Annotated in this window: 16 protein-coding genes; 10 read left to right on the forward strand and 6 right to left on the reverse strand. The window is 63.4% G+C overall.

The window, feature by feature from the left end; translation table 11 throughout:
* Positions 1 to 74: 74 nt before the first annotated feature.
* Positions 75 to 233: a hypothetical protein gene (locus N554_RS40915; RefSeq protein WP_197033527.1), complete on the reverse strand. Its 159-nt coding sequence runs from the start codon at positions 231 to 233 to the stop codon at positions 75 to 77.
* Positions 234 to 311: 78 nt separating this feature from the next.
* Between N554_RS40915 and N554_RS0109750 the strand changes: the two genes are divergently transcribed.
* On the forward strand, positions 312 to 1,820 hold the full coding sequence (locus N554_RS0109750) for an outer membrane protein (RefSeq protein WP_029583297.1): 1,509 nt from the start codon (positions 312 to 314) through the stop codon (positions 1,818 to 1,820).
* A 766-nt stretch (positions 1,821 to 2,586) separates the two neighbouring features.
* Here N554_RS0109750 and N554_RS0109755 read toward each other — a convergent pair.
* Complete coding sequence (locus N554_RS0109755; RefSeq protein WP_029583298.1) at positions 2,587 to 2,847, reverse strand: hypothetical protein; 261 nt, start codon at positions 2,845 to 2,847, stop codon at positions 2,587 to 2,589.
* Positions 2,848 to 2,875: 28 nt separating this feature from the next.
* The gene (locus tag N554_RS0109760; RefSeq protein WP_029583299.1) at positions 2,876 to 3,400 is read right to left on the reverse strand and encodes a DUF6101 family protein; all 525 of its coding nucleotides are present in this window, start codon (positions 3,398 to 3,400) and stop codon (positions 2,876 to 2,878) included.
* Between the two features lie 296 nt (positions 3,401 to 3,696).
* On the opposite strand from N554_RS0109760, the gene N554_RS0109765 reads away from it, so the two are divergent.
* From N554_RS0109765 to lpxK, 6 genes are read left to right on the forward strand one after another with little or no spacing between them, the layout of a single operon-like run.
* The gene (locus tag N554_RS0109765; RefSeq protein WP_029583300.1) at positions 3,697 to 5,097 is read left to right on the forward strand and encodes a TldD/PmbA family protein; all 1,401 of its coding nucleotides are present in this window, start codon (positions 3,697 to 3,699) and stop codon (positions 5,095 to 5,097) included.
* Positions 5,084 to 5,902 carry a 3'(2'),5'-bisphosphate nucleotidase CysQ gene (locus tag N554_RS0109770; RefSeq protein WP_029583301.1) on the forward strand — a complete coding sequence of 273 codons (819 nt, stop codon included), beginning with the start codon at positions 5,084 to 5,086 and terminating at the stop codon, positions 5,900 to 5,902. Before N554_RS0109765 ends, N554_RS0109770 begins: the two co-directional genes overlap by 14 nt.
* Positions 5,903 to 5,961: 59 nt before the next feature.
* Complete coding sequence (locus tag N554_RS0109775; protein ID WP_029583302.1) at positions 5,962 to 6,207, forward strand: DUF4170 domain-containing protein; 246 nt, start codon at positions 5,962 to 5,964, stop codon at positions 6,205 to 6,207.
* Positions 6,204 to 6,920, forward strand: a complete 717-nt coding sequence (locus N554_RS0109780) for a lysophospholipid acyltransferase family protein (RefSeq protein ID WP_029583303.1) — start codon at positions 6,204 to 6,206, stop codon at positions 6,918 to 6,920. Before N554_RS0109775 ends, N554_RS0109780 begins: the two co-directional genes overlap by 4 nt.
* The gene (locus N554_RS0109785) at positions 6,880 to 8,217 is read left to right on the forward strand and encodes a 3-deoxy-D-manno-octulosonic acid transferase (protein WP_029583304.1); all 1,338 of its coding nucleotides are present in this window, start codon (positions 6,880 to 6,882) and stop codon (positions 8,215 to 8,217) included. The genes N554_RS0109780 and N554_RS0109785 overlap by 41 nt, the downstream gene beginning before the upstream one ends.
* Positions 8,210 to 9,238: a tetraacyldisaccharide 4'-kinase gene (gene lpxK, locus N554_RS0109790; RefSeq protein WP_029583305.1), complete on the forward strand. Its 1,029-nt coding sequence runs from the start codon at positions 8,210 to 8,212 to the stop codon at positions 9,236 to 9,238. Before N554_RS0109785 ends, lpxK begins: the two co-directional genes overlap by 8 nt.
* Positions 9,239 to 9,305: 67 nt before the next feature.
* On the opposite strand, the gene N554_RS0109795 is transcribed toward lpxK, so the two are convergent.
* Positions 9,306 to 9,542, reverse strand: a complete 237-nt coding sequence (locus N554_RS0109795) for a DUF2093 domain-containing protein (protein ID WP_029583306.1) — start codon at positions 9,540 to 9,542, stop codon at positions 9,306 to 9,308.
* A gap of 211 nt (positions 9,543 to 9,753) precedes the next feature.
* Between N554_RS0109795 and N554_RS0109800 the strand changes: the two genes are divergently transcribed.
* Positions 9,754 to 10,596, forward strand: a complete 843-nt coding sequence (locus N554_RS0109800; RefSeq protein WP_029583307.1) for a dienelactone hydrolase family protein — start codon at positions 9,754 to 9,756, stop codon at positions 10,594 to 10,596.
* Positions 10,597 to 10,642: 46 nt separating this feature from the next.
* On the opposite strand, the gene xseA is transcribed toward N554_RS0109800, so the two are convergent.
* Entirely contained in the window at positions 10,643 to 12,250 is a 1,608-nt protein-coding gene (xseA, locus tag N554_RS0109805) for an exodeoxyribonuclease VII large subunit (protein WP_029583308.1), read from the reverse strand.
* Positions 12,251 to 12,416: 166 nt separating this feature from the next.
* Between xseA and purD the strand changes: the two genes are divergently transcribed.
* Both purD and N554_RS0109815 read left to right on the forward strand, forming a co-directional pair.
* Positions 12,417 to 13,700 carry a phosphoribosylamine--glycine ligase gene (gene purD, locus N554_RS0109810; RefSeq protein WP_029583309.1) on the forward strand — a complete coding sequence of 428 codons (1,284 nt, stop codon included), beginning with the start codon at positions 12,417 to 12,419 and terminating at the stop codon, positions 13,698 to 13,700.
* A gap of 227 nt (positions 13,701 to 13,927) precedes the next feature.
* Positions 13,928 to 14,833: an alpha/beta fold hydrolase gene (locus N554_RS0109815; protein ID WP_029583310.1), complete on the forward strand. Its 906-nt coding sequence runs from the start codon at positions 13,928 to 13,930 to the stop codon at positions 14,831 to 14,833.
* 155 nt (positions 14,834 to 14,988) lie between these two features.
* Here the strand turns inward: N554_RS0109815 and N554_RS0109820 are convergent, their stop codons facing one another.
* Positions 14,989 to 15,435 carry a nucleoside deaminase gene (locus N554_RS0109820; RefSeq protein ID WP_029583311.1) on the reverse strand — a complete coding sequence of 149 codons (447 nt, stop codon included), beginning with the start codon at positions 15,433 to 15,435 and terminating at the stop codon, positions 14,989 to 14,991.
* Between the last annotated feature and the right edge of the window lie 47 nt (positions 15,436 to 15,482).

Below are 15,482 nucleotides of genomic sequence, written 5' to 3' on the forward strand. Positions count from 1 at the left end.
GCTTCGGTGCTCGCCCGCGCGCGCATCATTCGCACGACGAGATCTGAGCGCGCGGCCTTACAGCAACAAGGCGATCAATCCGGCGCGATGATCTCGCGCTCGCCATGATGAATGTTGGCGGGGCTCAGCAAATCGCCGCCGCGCCGCCGCACCAGGAATTTCAACCGCCGCGCCCGTATCGAGTTGTGACGCCGGCGCCGCGGCGCGGGCTCAATTTCCCCGAGTGTTGCCATGCAGGTACATCCCTTGCTCGTGAAGTTGCTAAGGTAAGGGGGTATGGATTTCTTTTTTTAGGGCAGCAAGGCAGCAAGATGAGCATCCGAACACCCGGCCTCTGGCTGACCCTTGCGGCGCTTGGCGCCGTTCCAAGTGGCGCAGTTTTCGCCGCCGACCTGCCGCTGAAGGCGGCGCCGATTGCGCCCGTCTTTTACGACTGGAGCGGCGTCTATATCGGTTTGCATGCCGGCTACGGTGGCGCCATGAACGACTGGACCGCCGACGCGCTAGGTGCCGATTTTACGGCGAAAGGTTTCCTCGGCGGCGGGCAGATCGGAATCAACAAGCAGATCGGCAGCCTGGTGTTCGGCCTCGAACTTGATGGATCGTGGGCGAACATCGGTGGTTCTCAGTCGTTTTCCCTCAACGGGCCGCTCTTTGGAGTGCAGACGGACTACAACACGAGATCGAAAATCGATGGCCTGGTGACGTTCACGGGGCGCGCCGGGTTGGCCGCCGACCGCTGGTTCGTCTATGCCAAGGGCGGCCTCGCCGTCGCCCATGAAACGCATTCTTTGAACTCCAATGAATTCAACTTTCCGCCCCAGCCTGCTTCTTCAGTAGTCATCTCTATCAGCGGCAGTGAATATCGATGGGCTCCGACGGTCGGCTTCGGAACCGAGTATGCGTTAGGGAATAATTGGTCGGTCAAGGCCGAGTACGACTACATCCATCTCGGGACCAGAGCGATAGGAGTTAATGGCAGCGAGACCTTTGCTGGCGTTGTGACTCCCGTTGCGGACCAGCTGCAGATCGAGCAGGCGTTCCATGTCGCCAAGGTCGGCGTGAACTATCGCCTTGGGGGAATCCAGACGGCTCTGGCGCCGGCGCGGGCTGCACCGGGCTACAACTGGTCGGGCGCCTATGTCGGCGTGCAGGGTGGATACGGCTTCGGCCACCACGAGTGGCCCGATGCGTTCGTTCCGACGAACCCCGAAATCGGAAAGTATGACGCGAACGGATGGCTTGCCGGCGGCACCGTCGGGGTCAACGCGCAGGCCGGCGCATTCGTCTTCGGCGTCGAAGGCGAATGGATGTGGACCGGCATCAAAGGCAGTCAGACAAGCTTCACTGATTTAGGCGCGGGACGAACCAGGACGCTGGGCCTGGAGAGTAACGTCAATTGGCTTGCGATCGCGGCGGCGCGTGCCGGTTTCGTGGTTGGCGACCGGCTGCTGGTCTACGGCAAGGCGGGCGCCGCGCTGGCGGACGAGAGGCACACGTTTACTCGAAACACATCCGGCCCAGGTGGCAGCTTTGTCTTCGACCTGAGTGCAAAAGCCTTGCATACCGGCGTGGTGGCGGGCGCCGGCGCCGAATACGCCCTTGGCGGCAACTGGTCGGCCAAACTCGAGTACGATTATATCAAGACGCTGGCGCAGAATTTCACGGCGACGGGCACCCAGAACATCAACACTCCGCTCAACGCAGGATCGATCGCTGATTTCGGTCAGTTCGGAATGCCGCAGCACCTGCACCTGATCAAGTTCGGCGTCAACTATCACTTCAATCCGGCGTCCGTGGTGGTGAGCGCACGCTATTGAGTTGCGTTGCGCGGCGTGGCTCGCCCACGCGCGCATCACGGAGCAACGGCGAAATGGATTTTGGGCCTGTCGCCTCAGGTCGGCAATTGCCGACCGAAGGCGCATCCCGAAATGACGGGTCGAAACAAAACCCAATGCGCCGAAACTGCCCGACGGGCAAATCACCCCAATTTCCTGTCCATCCCCTTTCGCAAAAATTTTTCGCTTAACCCGTCGGGCAAATCACCGCTAAGACTCGCGACATCCTGTCCCGCCAGAGGGGCGTTGGCCATCGTCACAAACGTTGGGGCAGGTTGCGGTGGCCGCGGCAGCACGTCAGACGAACGTGCGTGCAGCGGACGGTGAAGTCGTGTGGTCCTGACGCCCCGACGCTGGCGTCAAGTTGGCGGAAGTATCCGCCGGCGACGGTGGCAAGAAAGCCCGGTCACCGGGGAGAGCACGAAGTAAGCTGTAACACCACTGCGCAGGGAAGGCCGGATTGCTTCCGCTGAACCTGTATGCTCGTGTGCGTTTTGTTATGTGCATTTGCACGCGAGACCGCGGGTGCAGCGCGCACCCGGTTTTCCCTGCGCCCTCTGTTTCAGGGGGCAAGGTCAAAAGCAAACCTCGGGCGAACCACGCCGCGAGATCGCGAAGTCATATTCAGTCGTCATCACCCGCGCAGGCGGGTGATCCAGTATCCCAGAGGCAGCAGTGATAGAACCGATAGGTCGCAGCGTACTGGATACCCCGCCTTCGCGGGGCATGACGGCTTCATTCTCCGCCGTCATTGCGAGGAGCGAAGCGACGAAGCAATCCATTCCCTCTGCTGTGGCAGCGATCGCTGCAGTGACAGACGGGCTAACGGCTGCATTGCGTACGAAGCGCCTTGCAGGTCGCCATTCTTCTTTTGCAATTCACAGAAGCGCAGAGCGAGACCAGGCGCCCGCGGCAGGGCCTGCCATCTGAGAAGAAGAACAAGTGCGATGAGGGCGAGAAGCGTGACGAGGATGGGATGAAAGACGATCAGCCACACATAGGGCGGCATGGCGGCCTGCGACCTTGAAGAACTTCGGCTAATCCGGCGCGATGATCTCGCGTTCGCCTTGATGAATATTGGCGGGGTTGAGCAGATCGCCGCCGCGCCGCCGCACCAGGAATTTCGGCCGCCGCACCCGGATCGCGTTGTGACGCCGGCGCCGCGGCGCGGGCTCGCGCGCTTTGTCTTCCGGCAATTGCGGAAGCCCTAAAATGTCACTCCACATCGGCCACGCGGCTGCGATCTCGTCGCGGTCGGAGCTGACGCACAGCGGAATCGTCAAGGACGGATCGCGGTGAACCAGCACAAGCATCTGGGCATCGTCGATGCCGCGCAGCGCCACGCCGAGAAAATCGCGCACGCGAACGTTGACTGCCATCCGCATGCCCTGGATGGCACGGCGCAGGACCACGCGTTCGCGGTGAAGTTCGATTTGCCGCACGCCGCCGTCTGCACGTGTGTCGTGGGCATCGAAGCTGACGGGTAAAGAAAGAGGGTCGAGCCGCAATGCGCGGCTCGACCCGGCGGGATTGATCCCGCTTATTGCTGTTTGACGCCTCACGGCCTTGTCTCCCCGCCGAGATTATGTTCCCCGGTCGATGCGCAAGACCTTGCCAGAACCGCGTCCGTAATCGCTTAAAAAGGCTGGTTAACCTGACGTCACTAGCCCGGCATTCGCCCGCATGATTGACAAGACCTTGGCTCACATGATTGACGAGAGCTTGCGGTGTCATCGAAATTCTTTCGTTTTGGGCGGCTGATAATGCTTGAAGTACGCGTGAATTGGGCACATCTCAGGGGTTCGTCGGTCTGCCTTCAGGCCCGTTTCGATTTGCCTTAATCCTCGGGATTTTATTCGTGATCTCTTCACCATCAGCCGCTTCGCCGGCTTCATCCGACGCCGCGACCTCCGGCCTGTTCGATCAGTCCGCCCTGAGCACGCTGGCACAGCGCCTCGTCGAGGCGGCGAGGCGCGCCGGCGCGGATGCCGCCGACGCGGTCGCGGTGCGCGGCATTTCGCAGGGCGTCGAGGTGCGCGACGGACGTGTCGAGGAATCCGAGCGCTCGGAAGGCGATGATGTCGGTTTGCGCGTGTTGGTCGGGCAGCGCCAGGCGGTGGTCTCAACCAACGACGTCAGCGGCGATGGCGTCGCCAAGCTCGCGGAACGCGCGGTCGCCATGGCGCGCGTCGCGCCCGACGACAAATATGTCGGGCTCGCCGATCCGTCGCTGCTGGCGCGCGATTTCCCCGACCTCGATCTGCTCGACCCCAACATCCCCTCGACATCAGAGCTTGAACGCCGCGCCTGCGAAGCGGAGGCGGCCGCGCTCGCCGTCAAGGGCGTGAGCAAATCGGGCGGCGCGTCGGCGTCGGCGGGAATTGGCGGCATGGTGCTGGTGACCTCTACCGGCTTCCAGGGCTCCTACTTGCGTTCGAGCCAGGGCATCTCGATGACCGCCATCGTCGGTGACGGCACCGCCATGGAGCGCGACTACGACTACACGTCAGCGCCGCACGCTTCCGACCTCAGATCGCCCGCGAGCGTCGGCCGCACCGCCGGCGAGCGGACCGTCGCCCGCGCCAATCCGCGCAAGGTCGAGACCTGCAAGGTGCCTGTGGTGTTCGACCCCCGGGTTTCCGGCTCGCTGGTCGGCCATCTGGTGGGCGCGGTGAACGGCGCCTCGATCGCGCGCAAGACCAGTTTCCTGAAAGACCGCCTTGGCCAGCAGCTGTTCGCGAAGAGCATCCGCATCATCGACGATCCCTTGCGCCCGCGCGGCTTGCGCTCGCAATCGTTCGATGCCGAAGGCGTCAAGGTCAAAAAGCTCGCCATCATCGATGACGGCGTGCTGACGACGTGGCTTTTGGATTGCGCGACCGCGCGGGAACTCGGACTGGTCACGACCGGCCACGCCCACCGCGGCGTATCGTCGTCACCGTCGCCGGGGCCGTATAATCTGCATCTCGAAGCGGGTGAGCCCACGCCGGCTGAATTGATGTCCGATATCAAGCAGGGATTTTACGTCACCGACCTGATCGGCTCCGGCGTCAACAGCGTGACCGGCGATTACAGTCGCGGCGCATCCGGCTTCTGGATCGAAAACGGCAAAATCACCTATGCGGTAAGCGAGGTGACGATCGCCGGTCATCTGCTCGAGATATTCAAATCGATGGTGCCCGCCAACGACCTGGAATTCCGCTATGGCGTGAATGCTCCGACGGTGCGCATCGAAGGATTGACGCTTGGCGGACGTTAGCGCCGGCAGCGTGCACAACAAGGTTTTGGCGCGTGACGCCGCGTTGCTGAAGGATACGGTGCGGGAGGCGGGCGCGCTGGCGTTATCGCTGTTCGGTACCGAACTGAAAAACTGGACCAAGGGTGCATCCTCGCCGGTGTCCGAAGCCGATATCGCCGTCAACGACCTCCTCGAGAGCCGGCTGCGGTCAGCCACGCCGGATTATGGCTGGCTATCGGAAGAAAGCGTCGACGACGAAGCGCGTCTCGGCAAACACCTGGTCTGGATCGTCGATCCGATCGACGGCACCCGCGGTTATCTCGCCGGCCGCGAAGACTGGTGCGTGAGCGTGGCGCTGGTCGAGGGCGCTTCACCCGTGCTGGCGGCGGTGTTCGCGCCGGCCAGCGATGAGTTTTTCTTTGCCGTGCGCGGGCAGGGTGCCGCGCGCAATGACGTGCCGGTTTACGCGACGCCCGGCACTGAGCTGGATTTTTCCCGTATGGCCGGTCCAAAGCCCCTTGTCGAACGGCTCGGAAAGCCATCCGAAGAGGTTGTCCTGCACCCCCGAATCGGATCGCTGGCGCTCCGGCTGTGCCGGGTGGCGCAGGGAAGCCTCGATGCGGCTTTTGCAGGCGGCCAGAGCCGCGACTGGGACCTTGCCGCGGCCAATTTGATCGTGCAGGAAGCGAATGGTACTATGACTACGCTTTCGGGGGATGCGATATCATATAATCGCCGGGAGGTTGCGCACGGGGCGCTAGTGGCAGCGGGGCGCGACCGTCATGCACGGATTGTCGAGCATTTTCGGAATCGTCCGTTGTCTTGAGCGGCCTCAATGCGGGTCGGGAATTTTGCTTGCCGGGCATCGCGTCAGGAAAAGGAATCATGTCAGATAATGCCCAGCAATTGCTCCATCTCGTCATTGGGGGCGAGCTGACCGACCTGGAGCACACGACGTTCAAGGACCTCGATCAGGTGGAGATCGTGGGCGTATTCCCTAACTACGCGACCGCCTACGCGGCCTGGAAAGCGAAGGCGCAGCAAACCGTGGACAACGCCCACATGCGCTATTTCGTCGTCCATCTCCACCGGCTGCTCGATCCGGGTCAAGACACGAAGCCCGCCAGTTGAAAAGACTCATTCGCAATGTGCTGCGCAGCAGCTGGCTTCAGCGCGCGCTGGGTTTTCTCGCGGCCGAGTTTCTGCGGCTGGTCTGGCTGACCAACAGATTCAGTTTCGATCCTCCGGACGTCTATGCACTCGCCGAGCCACAGCAACCGGCGATCTTCGCGTTCTGGCACGGCCAGCATTTCTTGACGCCCTTCATCAAGACAAAGGACAGCCATCGCGGCAAGGTGCTGATCTCGATGCACCGCGACGGCGAATTTAACGCCATCGCCGCCGAACGGCTTGGTATCGGCACCATCCGCGGCTCCGGCGATCACGGATCGGCGTTTCACCGCAAAGGCGGCGTCGGTGCGTTCAAGGAGATGGTGCGCGCGCTTGCAGAAAGTTATAACGTCGCGCTAACCGCCGACGTGCCGAAGCGCTCGCGGGTCGCGGGCCTTGGCATCATCATGCTGGCGCGGGAATCTGGACGGCCGATCATGCCATTTGCGATGGCGACCAGCCGTTTCGTCCGCCTGAACAACTGGGACCACACCACCATCAATTTGCCATTCGGGCGAGGCGCATTGGTGGGAGGCGACATAATCGTGGTTCCGCCCGACGCGGATGCCGAGATGATGGAAACGCTGCGCGCGCAGCTGGAGGCGACCCTGAACGACGCGACCCGTCGCGCCTATGCGCAGGTCGGCCGTCCGGAAGAGGCGGGTCATGGCTAACTCCCTGCCGATGACGCTGCGCCTCTACCAGACGCTGTCGGTCGCGATGGTGCCGCTGGCGCCGGCGCTGATCAAGCGGCGGTTGAAGCAGGGCAAGGAAGACCCCGCGCGGATCGGCGAGCGGCGCGGCGTGAGCCGGGACGACCGGCCGCTCGGACCGCTAATCTGGATTCACGGCGCCAGCGTCGGTGAGGTGCTGGCCGCGGCCGCCTTGATCGAGAAGTTGCGCGCGCTGAATATCGGCATCCTGCTGACGTCGGGGACGGTGACCTCGGCGGCCATCGTCGCCAAGCGGTTTCCCGCCGACATCATCCATCAATATGTGCCGTACGATTCGCCGCGCTATGTCGCACGCTTTCTCGATCACTGGCGGCCGAGTCTCGCGCTGTTTATCGAATCCGATTTGTGGCCGAATCTCATCCTGTCGAGCGCGGCGCGGCGTCTGCCTATGGTCCTGATCAATGGCCGGATGTCACATCGCTCGTTTCCGCGCTGGCGGAGGGTTGCCGGCACAATCTCGGCGCTGCTTGGCCGGTTCGACGTTTGCCTCGCCCAATCGTATGCCGATGCGGAGCGCTTTGCCGCGCTCGGCAGCCGCAACGTCATCATCACGGGCAATTTGAAACTGGACGTTCCGGCGCCGCCCGCCGACTCCGCCAAGCTGGAGCGGTTGATGGCGGTGACGCGCGGCCGCCCGATCATCGTGGCGGCGTCGACCCATCCGGGCGAGGAGGACATTCTGGTTGAAGCGCACCGGTCGCTGGCAAGATACTTTCCATCGCTCTTGACCGTGATCGTGCCGCGGCACCCCGCGCGCGGCGAAGCGATCGCCCGCGCGATCGCGGATTCCGGCCTGCATGTGGCTTTACGTTCGCGCGAGGAATTGCCGATAGCGACCACCGACATCTACGTCGCGGACACCATGGGCGAACTGGGATTGTTCTACCGGCTGGCGCCGATCGTGTTCATGGGTGGCTCACTGGTCGAACATGGTGGGCAGAATCCGATCGAAGCGGTCAAGCTCGGCGCGTCGATTGTCCATGGCCCTCACGTCTTCAATTTCACCGATATTTACGAGGCGCTCGACAGCGCGGGCGGCGCCAGGCGGGCTGACACGCAGCAGGCGCTGGTGAAGCAACTCGGCCGGTTGCTGGCCGATCCGGTAGCGCGCGAGTCGACGGTTGCGGCCTCCGAGCGCGTGGTGGAACAGCTTGGCGGAGCGCTCGACCGCACACTCGCAGCGCGCGAGCCATATTTGTTTCAGTTGCGGCTCGAAATGGGAGCGGCGGATGCGTGAGCCGGCTTTCTGGAACCGGCCGTCGTCATTGTTGTCGTTGTTACTGACGCCGCTCGGCGCACTGTATGGAGTGATCACGGCGCAGCGATTGGCGCGCAAGGGTCTTGACACCGGCATCCCCGTGCTTTGCGTCGGCAACTATCATGTCGGCGGCGCCGGCAAGACGCCTGCGGTGCTGGCGCTAACGAAGCTGCTGCGCCATCTCGGCGAGACGCCCGTCGTGCTCAGTCGCGGCTATGGCGGGCAATTGCGCGGCCCGATCAAGGTCGATCCCGAACGGCACACGGCAGCGGATGTCGGCGACGAGCCGCTGATGCTGGCGCGAACCGTCACGGTGGTCGTCGCGCGCGATCGGATCGCCGGTGCCGCGTTGGCAAAATCACAAGGCGCCAGCGTGATCTTGATGGACGACGGCTTTCAGAACCCGGCGATTGCCAAGGATGCCGCGCTGATCGTGATCGACGGCGATCGTGGCCTTGGCAACGGCCGAGTGTTTCCGGCGGGTCCCTTGCGCGCGCCGCTGCCGCCGCAACTCGCCCGCACCGCCGCGTTGATCGTCGTCGGCGATGGAGCCGCGGCTGAGCCGGTTGCTGCCGCGATCGCCGCGCAGGGCAAGCCGGTGTTTTCGGCACATCTTAAAGCGAGCGATGCATCAGTGGCGTCGCTGCGCGGCAAGCGCGTGCTGGCCTTCGCCGGGATCGGCGATCCCTGCCGATTCTTCAGGACGCTGCGCGCCTGCGCAATCGAAGTCGTCCGGGAGCGCGCCTTCGCCGATCATCATCCGTTTTCGAAGGGCGAGATCGAAACGTTGATCGCTGAAGCGAAACGCGATGCGCTGACGCTGGTAACAACGGAAAAGGATTTGGCGCGGCTGCAGACGGCCGAGGGTCCTCCGGCCTGGGCAAAAGAGATTGTGCCATTCGCGGTAACGCTTGAGTTCGGTGGCGCCGGACAACTGCGGAAATTTGTGTCAGAGCGCTTGTTTCAAGCGCGTCAGAAAAAATTCAGAAACGATGCGTAGCGTGGCAAAGCGCAAAATTACTGGTCATGCGCTTCGCCGTTCGCCGGGGCGACGAAAACGATGATCGCTACGGTTTTTCAGCCTGCGTCTTCAGCGCGCCGGGAAAATGCCGCTGCAGCACCGCACTGGGAATGGCATAGGCCTCCTGCAGATCGACGCTCCAGTACTTCAGCTCGTCGAGGGGTATTCGCGCATCGGTCACCGCGCAACGCACATAGGTTCCCGGCGAGATCACGCGGAAATCGCCATCCAGATATTGCACTTGCGCTTCGCCGTGACCCGAGGGCCCGAACTTATTCAGCAAAGTTGAACTCTCCGACCAACCCCCGGCTACTCTTACCGGACTTTAATACTTTAATAGCGCGATCTATCATAAATAGGGCGTGGTGTCCGCCCGAAGCCCACCGATTTGTGATGAATTACAGCCTTCGGCACATGTTACCGTCAGCCCAGATGGAACGCTGCCTCTACATGGAATGCTGTTTCAAAAGCGCCATAGCGACCCGGCAAATTCGATGCGCTTTCTGTCAGCAATCGTATTCCTGACGCAATTTGCCGTGGCTTTTGCCGCGGACGCCGCGCCGTTGTCTGCTCCGCGCCAGGTCGACATTTCCTCACGCAGCGGCACATTGTACGCGCAGCTTTACAAGCCCGACGGCGACGGCCCGTTTCCCGTGGTAATCGCCCTGCACGGGTGTGACGGATTGGCCGGCGATTCCGAGGCGATCCAGCAACGCTATAGCGATTGGGCCGAGCAATTGCTGAAAGGCGGCAACGCGGTTTTGCTGCCGGACAGCTATGGTTCGCGCGGATTAGGCCCACAATGCCGCGTCAATGTCAGGGAGCGTAACGTACTCGCCCGTCGCGAACGGGTCGCGGACATCATGGCAGCGAGACAATGGCTGGTGCAGCAGGCTTGGACCGCCCGGAACCGCATCAGCCTGTTGGGATGGGCGAACGGCGCGAGCGCTTTGCTGTGGGCGGTGCGCCCGCAATTGCCGTCGCGGAATCTCGAGCCGGACTTCCGCTCTGCCGTGGCATTTTATCCGGACTGCCGCATCTCGTCGGGTCTGGGATGGAGCGCCCGCATCCCGACGCTGGTCTTGATCGGCGCCAATGACGACGTCAGTTCGCCGCCCGCCTGCCGTCAGATGGTCGACGGAGCGCGTGGGCGCAGCGCGCTGGCGCGGATCGTGATATATCCCGGTGCCTATCACGATTTCGACCGCGCGAATTTTCCGCCTCACGCGATTGCCGGGACATCGGATGCCACGTTGCCGGAACGCGGCCATCTCGGCACCGATCCCCAGGCGCGCGCCGATTCGCAAAAGCGCGTCGCGGAATGGCTGGCGCGGTAATGATTTCCTACCCACCCCTGCAGGCACGGTAGGGAAAGCGCATCCTCTAAAACAAGCTTCCCTGACCGGCCGGTTTGACGCGCTTCGGCGGGGCGGCTTTCGGCTCGCTGGCAACCGGCTTCGCCGGGCGCGCCACCGCCGGCCGATCCGCGTCCGCCGTGGCCGCGACGCGTCCATCGGCAAATTCCAGATCGAGCCGCGCACCTGGTCCGACGCCGGCTGCGGCGTGCACGGCGTGGCCTTGCTCGTCACGCACCAGCGCGAAGCCCCGCGTCAGCACGCTGCGATACGACAGCGCTCCCAGCAACTGGCCGCTATGTGTGACACGCGCCTGAAGCCGCTGCATCGCCATGTCGAGCGCGCGCCGGGCGCGTTCGGCCAGGCGCAGCGCGCGCTCGCGGTCGCGCGCGATGGCCTGGCGCTGCGCCTTCGCGTTGGAGAGTTTTGAAGCCTTCAGCCTGATCTCAAGCCCGGCATAGCGATCCCGGCGGTTTCGCAGCAGCGACCGGGCCGAATGCGTCATGCGTTCGCCGCACACGGTCAGCCGGTGGTTGGCCTGCGCGACCTGGCCCCGCAGCACCCGCACGGTCAGCCGTGCGCTGGTCGCAGCGAAGCGGCGGAAATGGAGATGGGTATTGGCTTTCAATGCGCGGGGTAGCGAAGCGGCAGCGCCATCCAGCCGCTGCCGCGGGATCGCGAGCAGTTCGGTCGCCCCAGGCAGCGCCCGCACGGCGGCGCGCAATTCGTTGCGGCGGCCTTCCTGTCCGCGCTGCCAGCAGAGCATCGTCCGCCGCCCCAACGTTGCGACCTCGACGAACAGCTCGCTACGCACCGGGACTGCCATTTCCGCCGCCGCCGTTGGCGTCGGCGCGCGTTTGTCGGCGGCAAAATCAATCAGCGTGATGTCGGTCTCGTGGCCCACGGCCGAGATCAGCGGAATCATGCTATCTGCGGCGGCGCGGACCACGATCTCCTCGTTGAACGACCAGAGATCTTCCAGCGAGCCGCCGCCGCGCGCGACGATCAGGAGATCCGGCCGCGGTATCCTGCCGCCCTCTGGCAACGCATTGAAGCCGCGGATCGCAGCTGCGATCTGTTCGGCTGAGCCCTCGCCCTGCACCCGCACCGGCCACACCAGCACACGGCGCGGAAAGCGGTCCTGCAGTCGGTGCAGGATGTCGCGGATCACCGCACCGGTCGGCGAGGTGACGACGCCGATCACTTCCGGCAGCCATGGCAAGAGTTGCTTGCGCGCCTCGTCGAACAGTCCTTCGGCGGAAAGCTTGCGTTTGCGCTCTTCCATCAGGGCCATCAGCGCGCCGATGCCTGCGGGCTCGATCGCCTCGATCACAATCTGATATTTCGAGGAGCCGGGATAGGTCGTGAGCCGGCCGGTGGCGATGACCTCCAGGCCCTCCTGCGGTTTGAACCGCATCCGGGCATGGGCGGTCTTCCAGATTACCGCCTCGATCTTGGCGCTGTCGTCCTTCAGCGCAAAATAGCAGTGCCCGGAGGAGTGTGGCCCGCGGAAGCCGGAAATTTCGCCGCGCACCCGGACATGCCCATAGGCGTCCTCTACCGTCCGCTTGAGGGCGGAGGACAGCTCGGACACCGTGAATTCCGGCGCGTTGATCAAGGCTTCAGCTAGGGTCATCTGGTGATCGATTCGGGCTTTTTGGAATGGCGGGCAAGGCGCCTCGCGCGGCACCCACGGCTGGCAGGCACATATCCACACCTGATCGGGGGCGATTCTTGCAGCGCGCCAGCGCCATGCTAAACCCGGCGCATCATCGCGGCAACACCCTGATCCGGCTGCATTCATGAACATCCTCTTGCTCGGTTCCGGCGGTCGCGAACATGCCCTGGCATGGAAAATCGCCGCCTCGCCACTAGTGACGAAGCTATGGTGCGCGCCGGGCAATGCCGGCATCGCGCGGGAGGCCGAATGCGTGCCGCTCGATATCGCCAACCACGCCGCGGTGATCGATTTCTGCCGGACCAACGCCGTTGACTTCGTCGTGGTCGGCCCGGAAACGCCGCTCGCGGCCGGGATCGTCGACGACCTCGCCAGCGCCGGCATAAGGGCGTTCGGGCCGAGCAAGCAAGCTTCGCGGCTTGAGGGCTCCAAGGGATTTACCAAAGCACTCTGCACTGAATTCGGCATTCCGACCGGCGCCTATGGCCGCTTTACCAATGCGGCCGACGCGCTGGCCTATGTCCGCGCCCAGGGCGCGCCGATCGTGGTCAAGGCCGACGGGCTTGCGGCAGGCAAGGGGGTCGTCGTCGCCCAGACCTTGCGTGAGGCCGAAGACGCCATCGCCATGATGTTCGATGGCGCGTTCGGCGCGGCCGGCGCGGAAGTGGTGATCGAAGAATTTCTGTCCGGCCGCGAGATCAGCTTTTTTGCGCTCTCCGACGGCGACACCGCGATTGCGCTCGCCTCGGCGCAGGACCACAAGCGGGTGTTCGACCACGACCAGGGGCCGAACACCGGCGGCATGGGGGCCTATTCGCCGACGCCTTTCGTGACGCCGGAAATCCATGCCGAGATCATGGCCAAGATCATTCTTCCGACGGTCGCCGGGATGAAGGCGCGCGGCACGCCGTTTCGCGGCGTGCTCTATGCCGGCGTGATGCTGACGCCGGCCGGCCCGAAACTGTTCGAATACAACGTCCGCTTCGGCGATCCGGAATGCCAGGTGCTGATGCTCCGGATGATGTCGGATATCGTGCCGGCGATGCTGGCCTCCTGCGACGGGCAGCTGAAGAATTTCGACCTGCGCTGGTTTCCCGACGCCGCGCTAACGGTGGTGATGGCGGCGAGCGGCTATCCCGGCGAATACGCCAAGGGTACCCGCATCGAGGGACTGGAAGACGCGGCCAGTGTCGAGGGCGTGGAAATCTTCCACGCCGGGACGGTATCGAAGGACGGACATATTTTGGCCAATGGCGGCCGCGTGCTGAACGTCTGCGCGTCCGGCAATTCAGTCAGCGAGGCGCAGCGGCGTGCCTATGAGGCCGTCGATCGCATCCGGTGGCCGGAAGGTTTTTGCCGCCGCGACATCGGCTGGCAGGCGGTGGATTGGGAGCGCAAAGGAAGCTAGCAGCGCTACATTCCGCACTTATGCCGAAGAGTATCGCCACCGGGTCGCGCGAATGCGCGCCCGATGACAGGCTCCGCGATGCGTCCGACATCGGAGGTTTGCCTGGTTCTGGCTTGTTGTTGAAGTTGGTGGCAAGGTTCCTAGCCCGGATTGGCCGCGTCCATATCGACGGAAACCCGGGACGCGGAATTGGCGCAACCGTGATGCGACGATGAAGGAAATGCACCGTGCCCGATCTCGCCGACCTGTTTCCCGGCTACGCTTCCGAGTGGATCAATACCAAATCCGGACGCATCTTTGCCCGTGTCGGCGGCAAGGGGCCGCCGCTGTTGCTGCTGCACGGATTTTCCGAGACGCATATGATGTGGCACCGCGTGGCGCCGCAGCTTGCCGACCGCTTCACGCTGATCATCGCGGATCTGCCGGGCTATGGTTGGTCGGATATGCCGGAGAGCGACAGGGATCACACGCCCTATACCAAGCGCGCGATGGCGCAGACGATGATCGAGGCGATGGAACAACTCGGCCATGTGCATTTCGCACTCGCTGGGCATGATCGCGGCGGCCGCGTCGCCTATCGCCTCGCGCTCGATCATCCCGGCCGGCTGTCGCGGCTCGCGGTGCTGGATATTCTGCCGACCTATGATTACTGGGCGCGGATGGATCGGCTCTACGCGCTGAAAATCTATCACTGGACCTTTCTGGCGCAGCCTTTTCCGCTCCCGGAAATGCTGATTGGCGGCAACCCCGATTTTTTCCTCAAGCAGAAGATGGCAAGCCAGACCAAATCCAAAACGCTCGAGGCGATCGATTTCCACGCGCTGGAGCATTACCTCGCCGCGTTCCGCGATCCCTCACGGGTGCACGCGATGTGCGAGGATTACCGCGCGGGCGCCTACGCTGACTTCGAAATCGACAAGGCGGATCGCGATGCGGGGAAGCAGATCACGATCCCCACGCTGGTGCTGTGGGGCGACGTCGGCGTTGCCAGTGCCGCGGCAACGCCGCTCGACACCTGGAAGCTATGGGCGACCAACGTCTCGGGCGCGCCGGTTGATTCCGGTCATTTCCTGACCGAGGAAAATCCGGACGCAACGGCGAGGGCGTTGAAGGAATTTTTTGCGGGTTCGTAACCGGAAAGCAGACTACAAATCACCCGCGTCATACCCGCGAAAGCGGGTATCCAGTACGCTGCGGCCTCTCGATCAATCACCAGCGCTCTGGAATACTGGATCATCCGCTTTCGCGGATGATGACAGCAGAGCCTGAGTCGCGCATTGCGTTTAGCTCACCGTCTCGCCTTGAAAAATTCCCGCAACAGCGTGGCCGACTCGCTCTCTCCGACCGCGGAATAGACCTCGGGGACGTGATGACAGGTCGGCGACGCGAAGAACCGCACGCCGGACTCCACCGCGCCGCCCTTGGGATCGGCCGCGCCGTAGTACAGCCGCCTTACCCTCGCAAACGAGATCGCGGCTGCGCACATCGTGCACGGCTCCAGGGTGACGTAGAGGTCGCAATCGACCAGCCGCTCGCCGCCGACGACCCCGGTGGCCTGCCGGATCGCGAGGATTTCGGCATGCGCGGTCGGATCGCGGTCGGTCAATGTGCGGTTTCCGGCCGCGGCGATGACCTCGTTGTTAAGCACGATCACGCATCCGATCGGCACTTCGCCCGATTTTCCGGCGTTTTCGGCGGCTTTCAGTGCCAAATCCATGAAAGATGGTGCGGTCATGCCTCGTAACGCTCGTCAAACCCTGCTATTAGAATCCCATTCAGCAA

It is taken from the genome of Bradyrhizobium sp. URHD0069 (assembly GCF_000701345.1).
GTDB lineage: Bacteria > Pseudomonadota > Alphaproteobacteria > Rhizobiales > Xanthobacteraceae > Bradyrhizobium.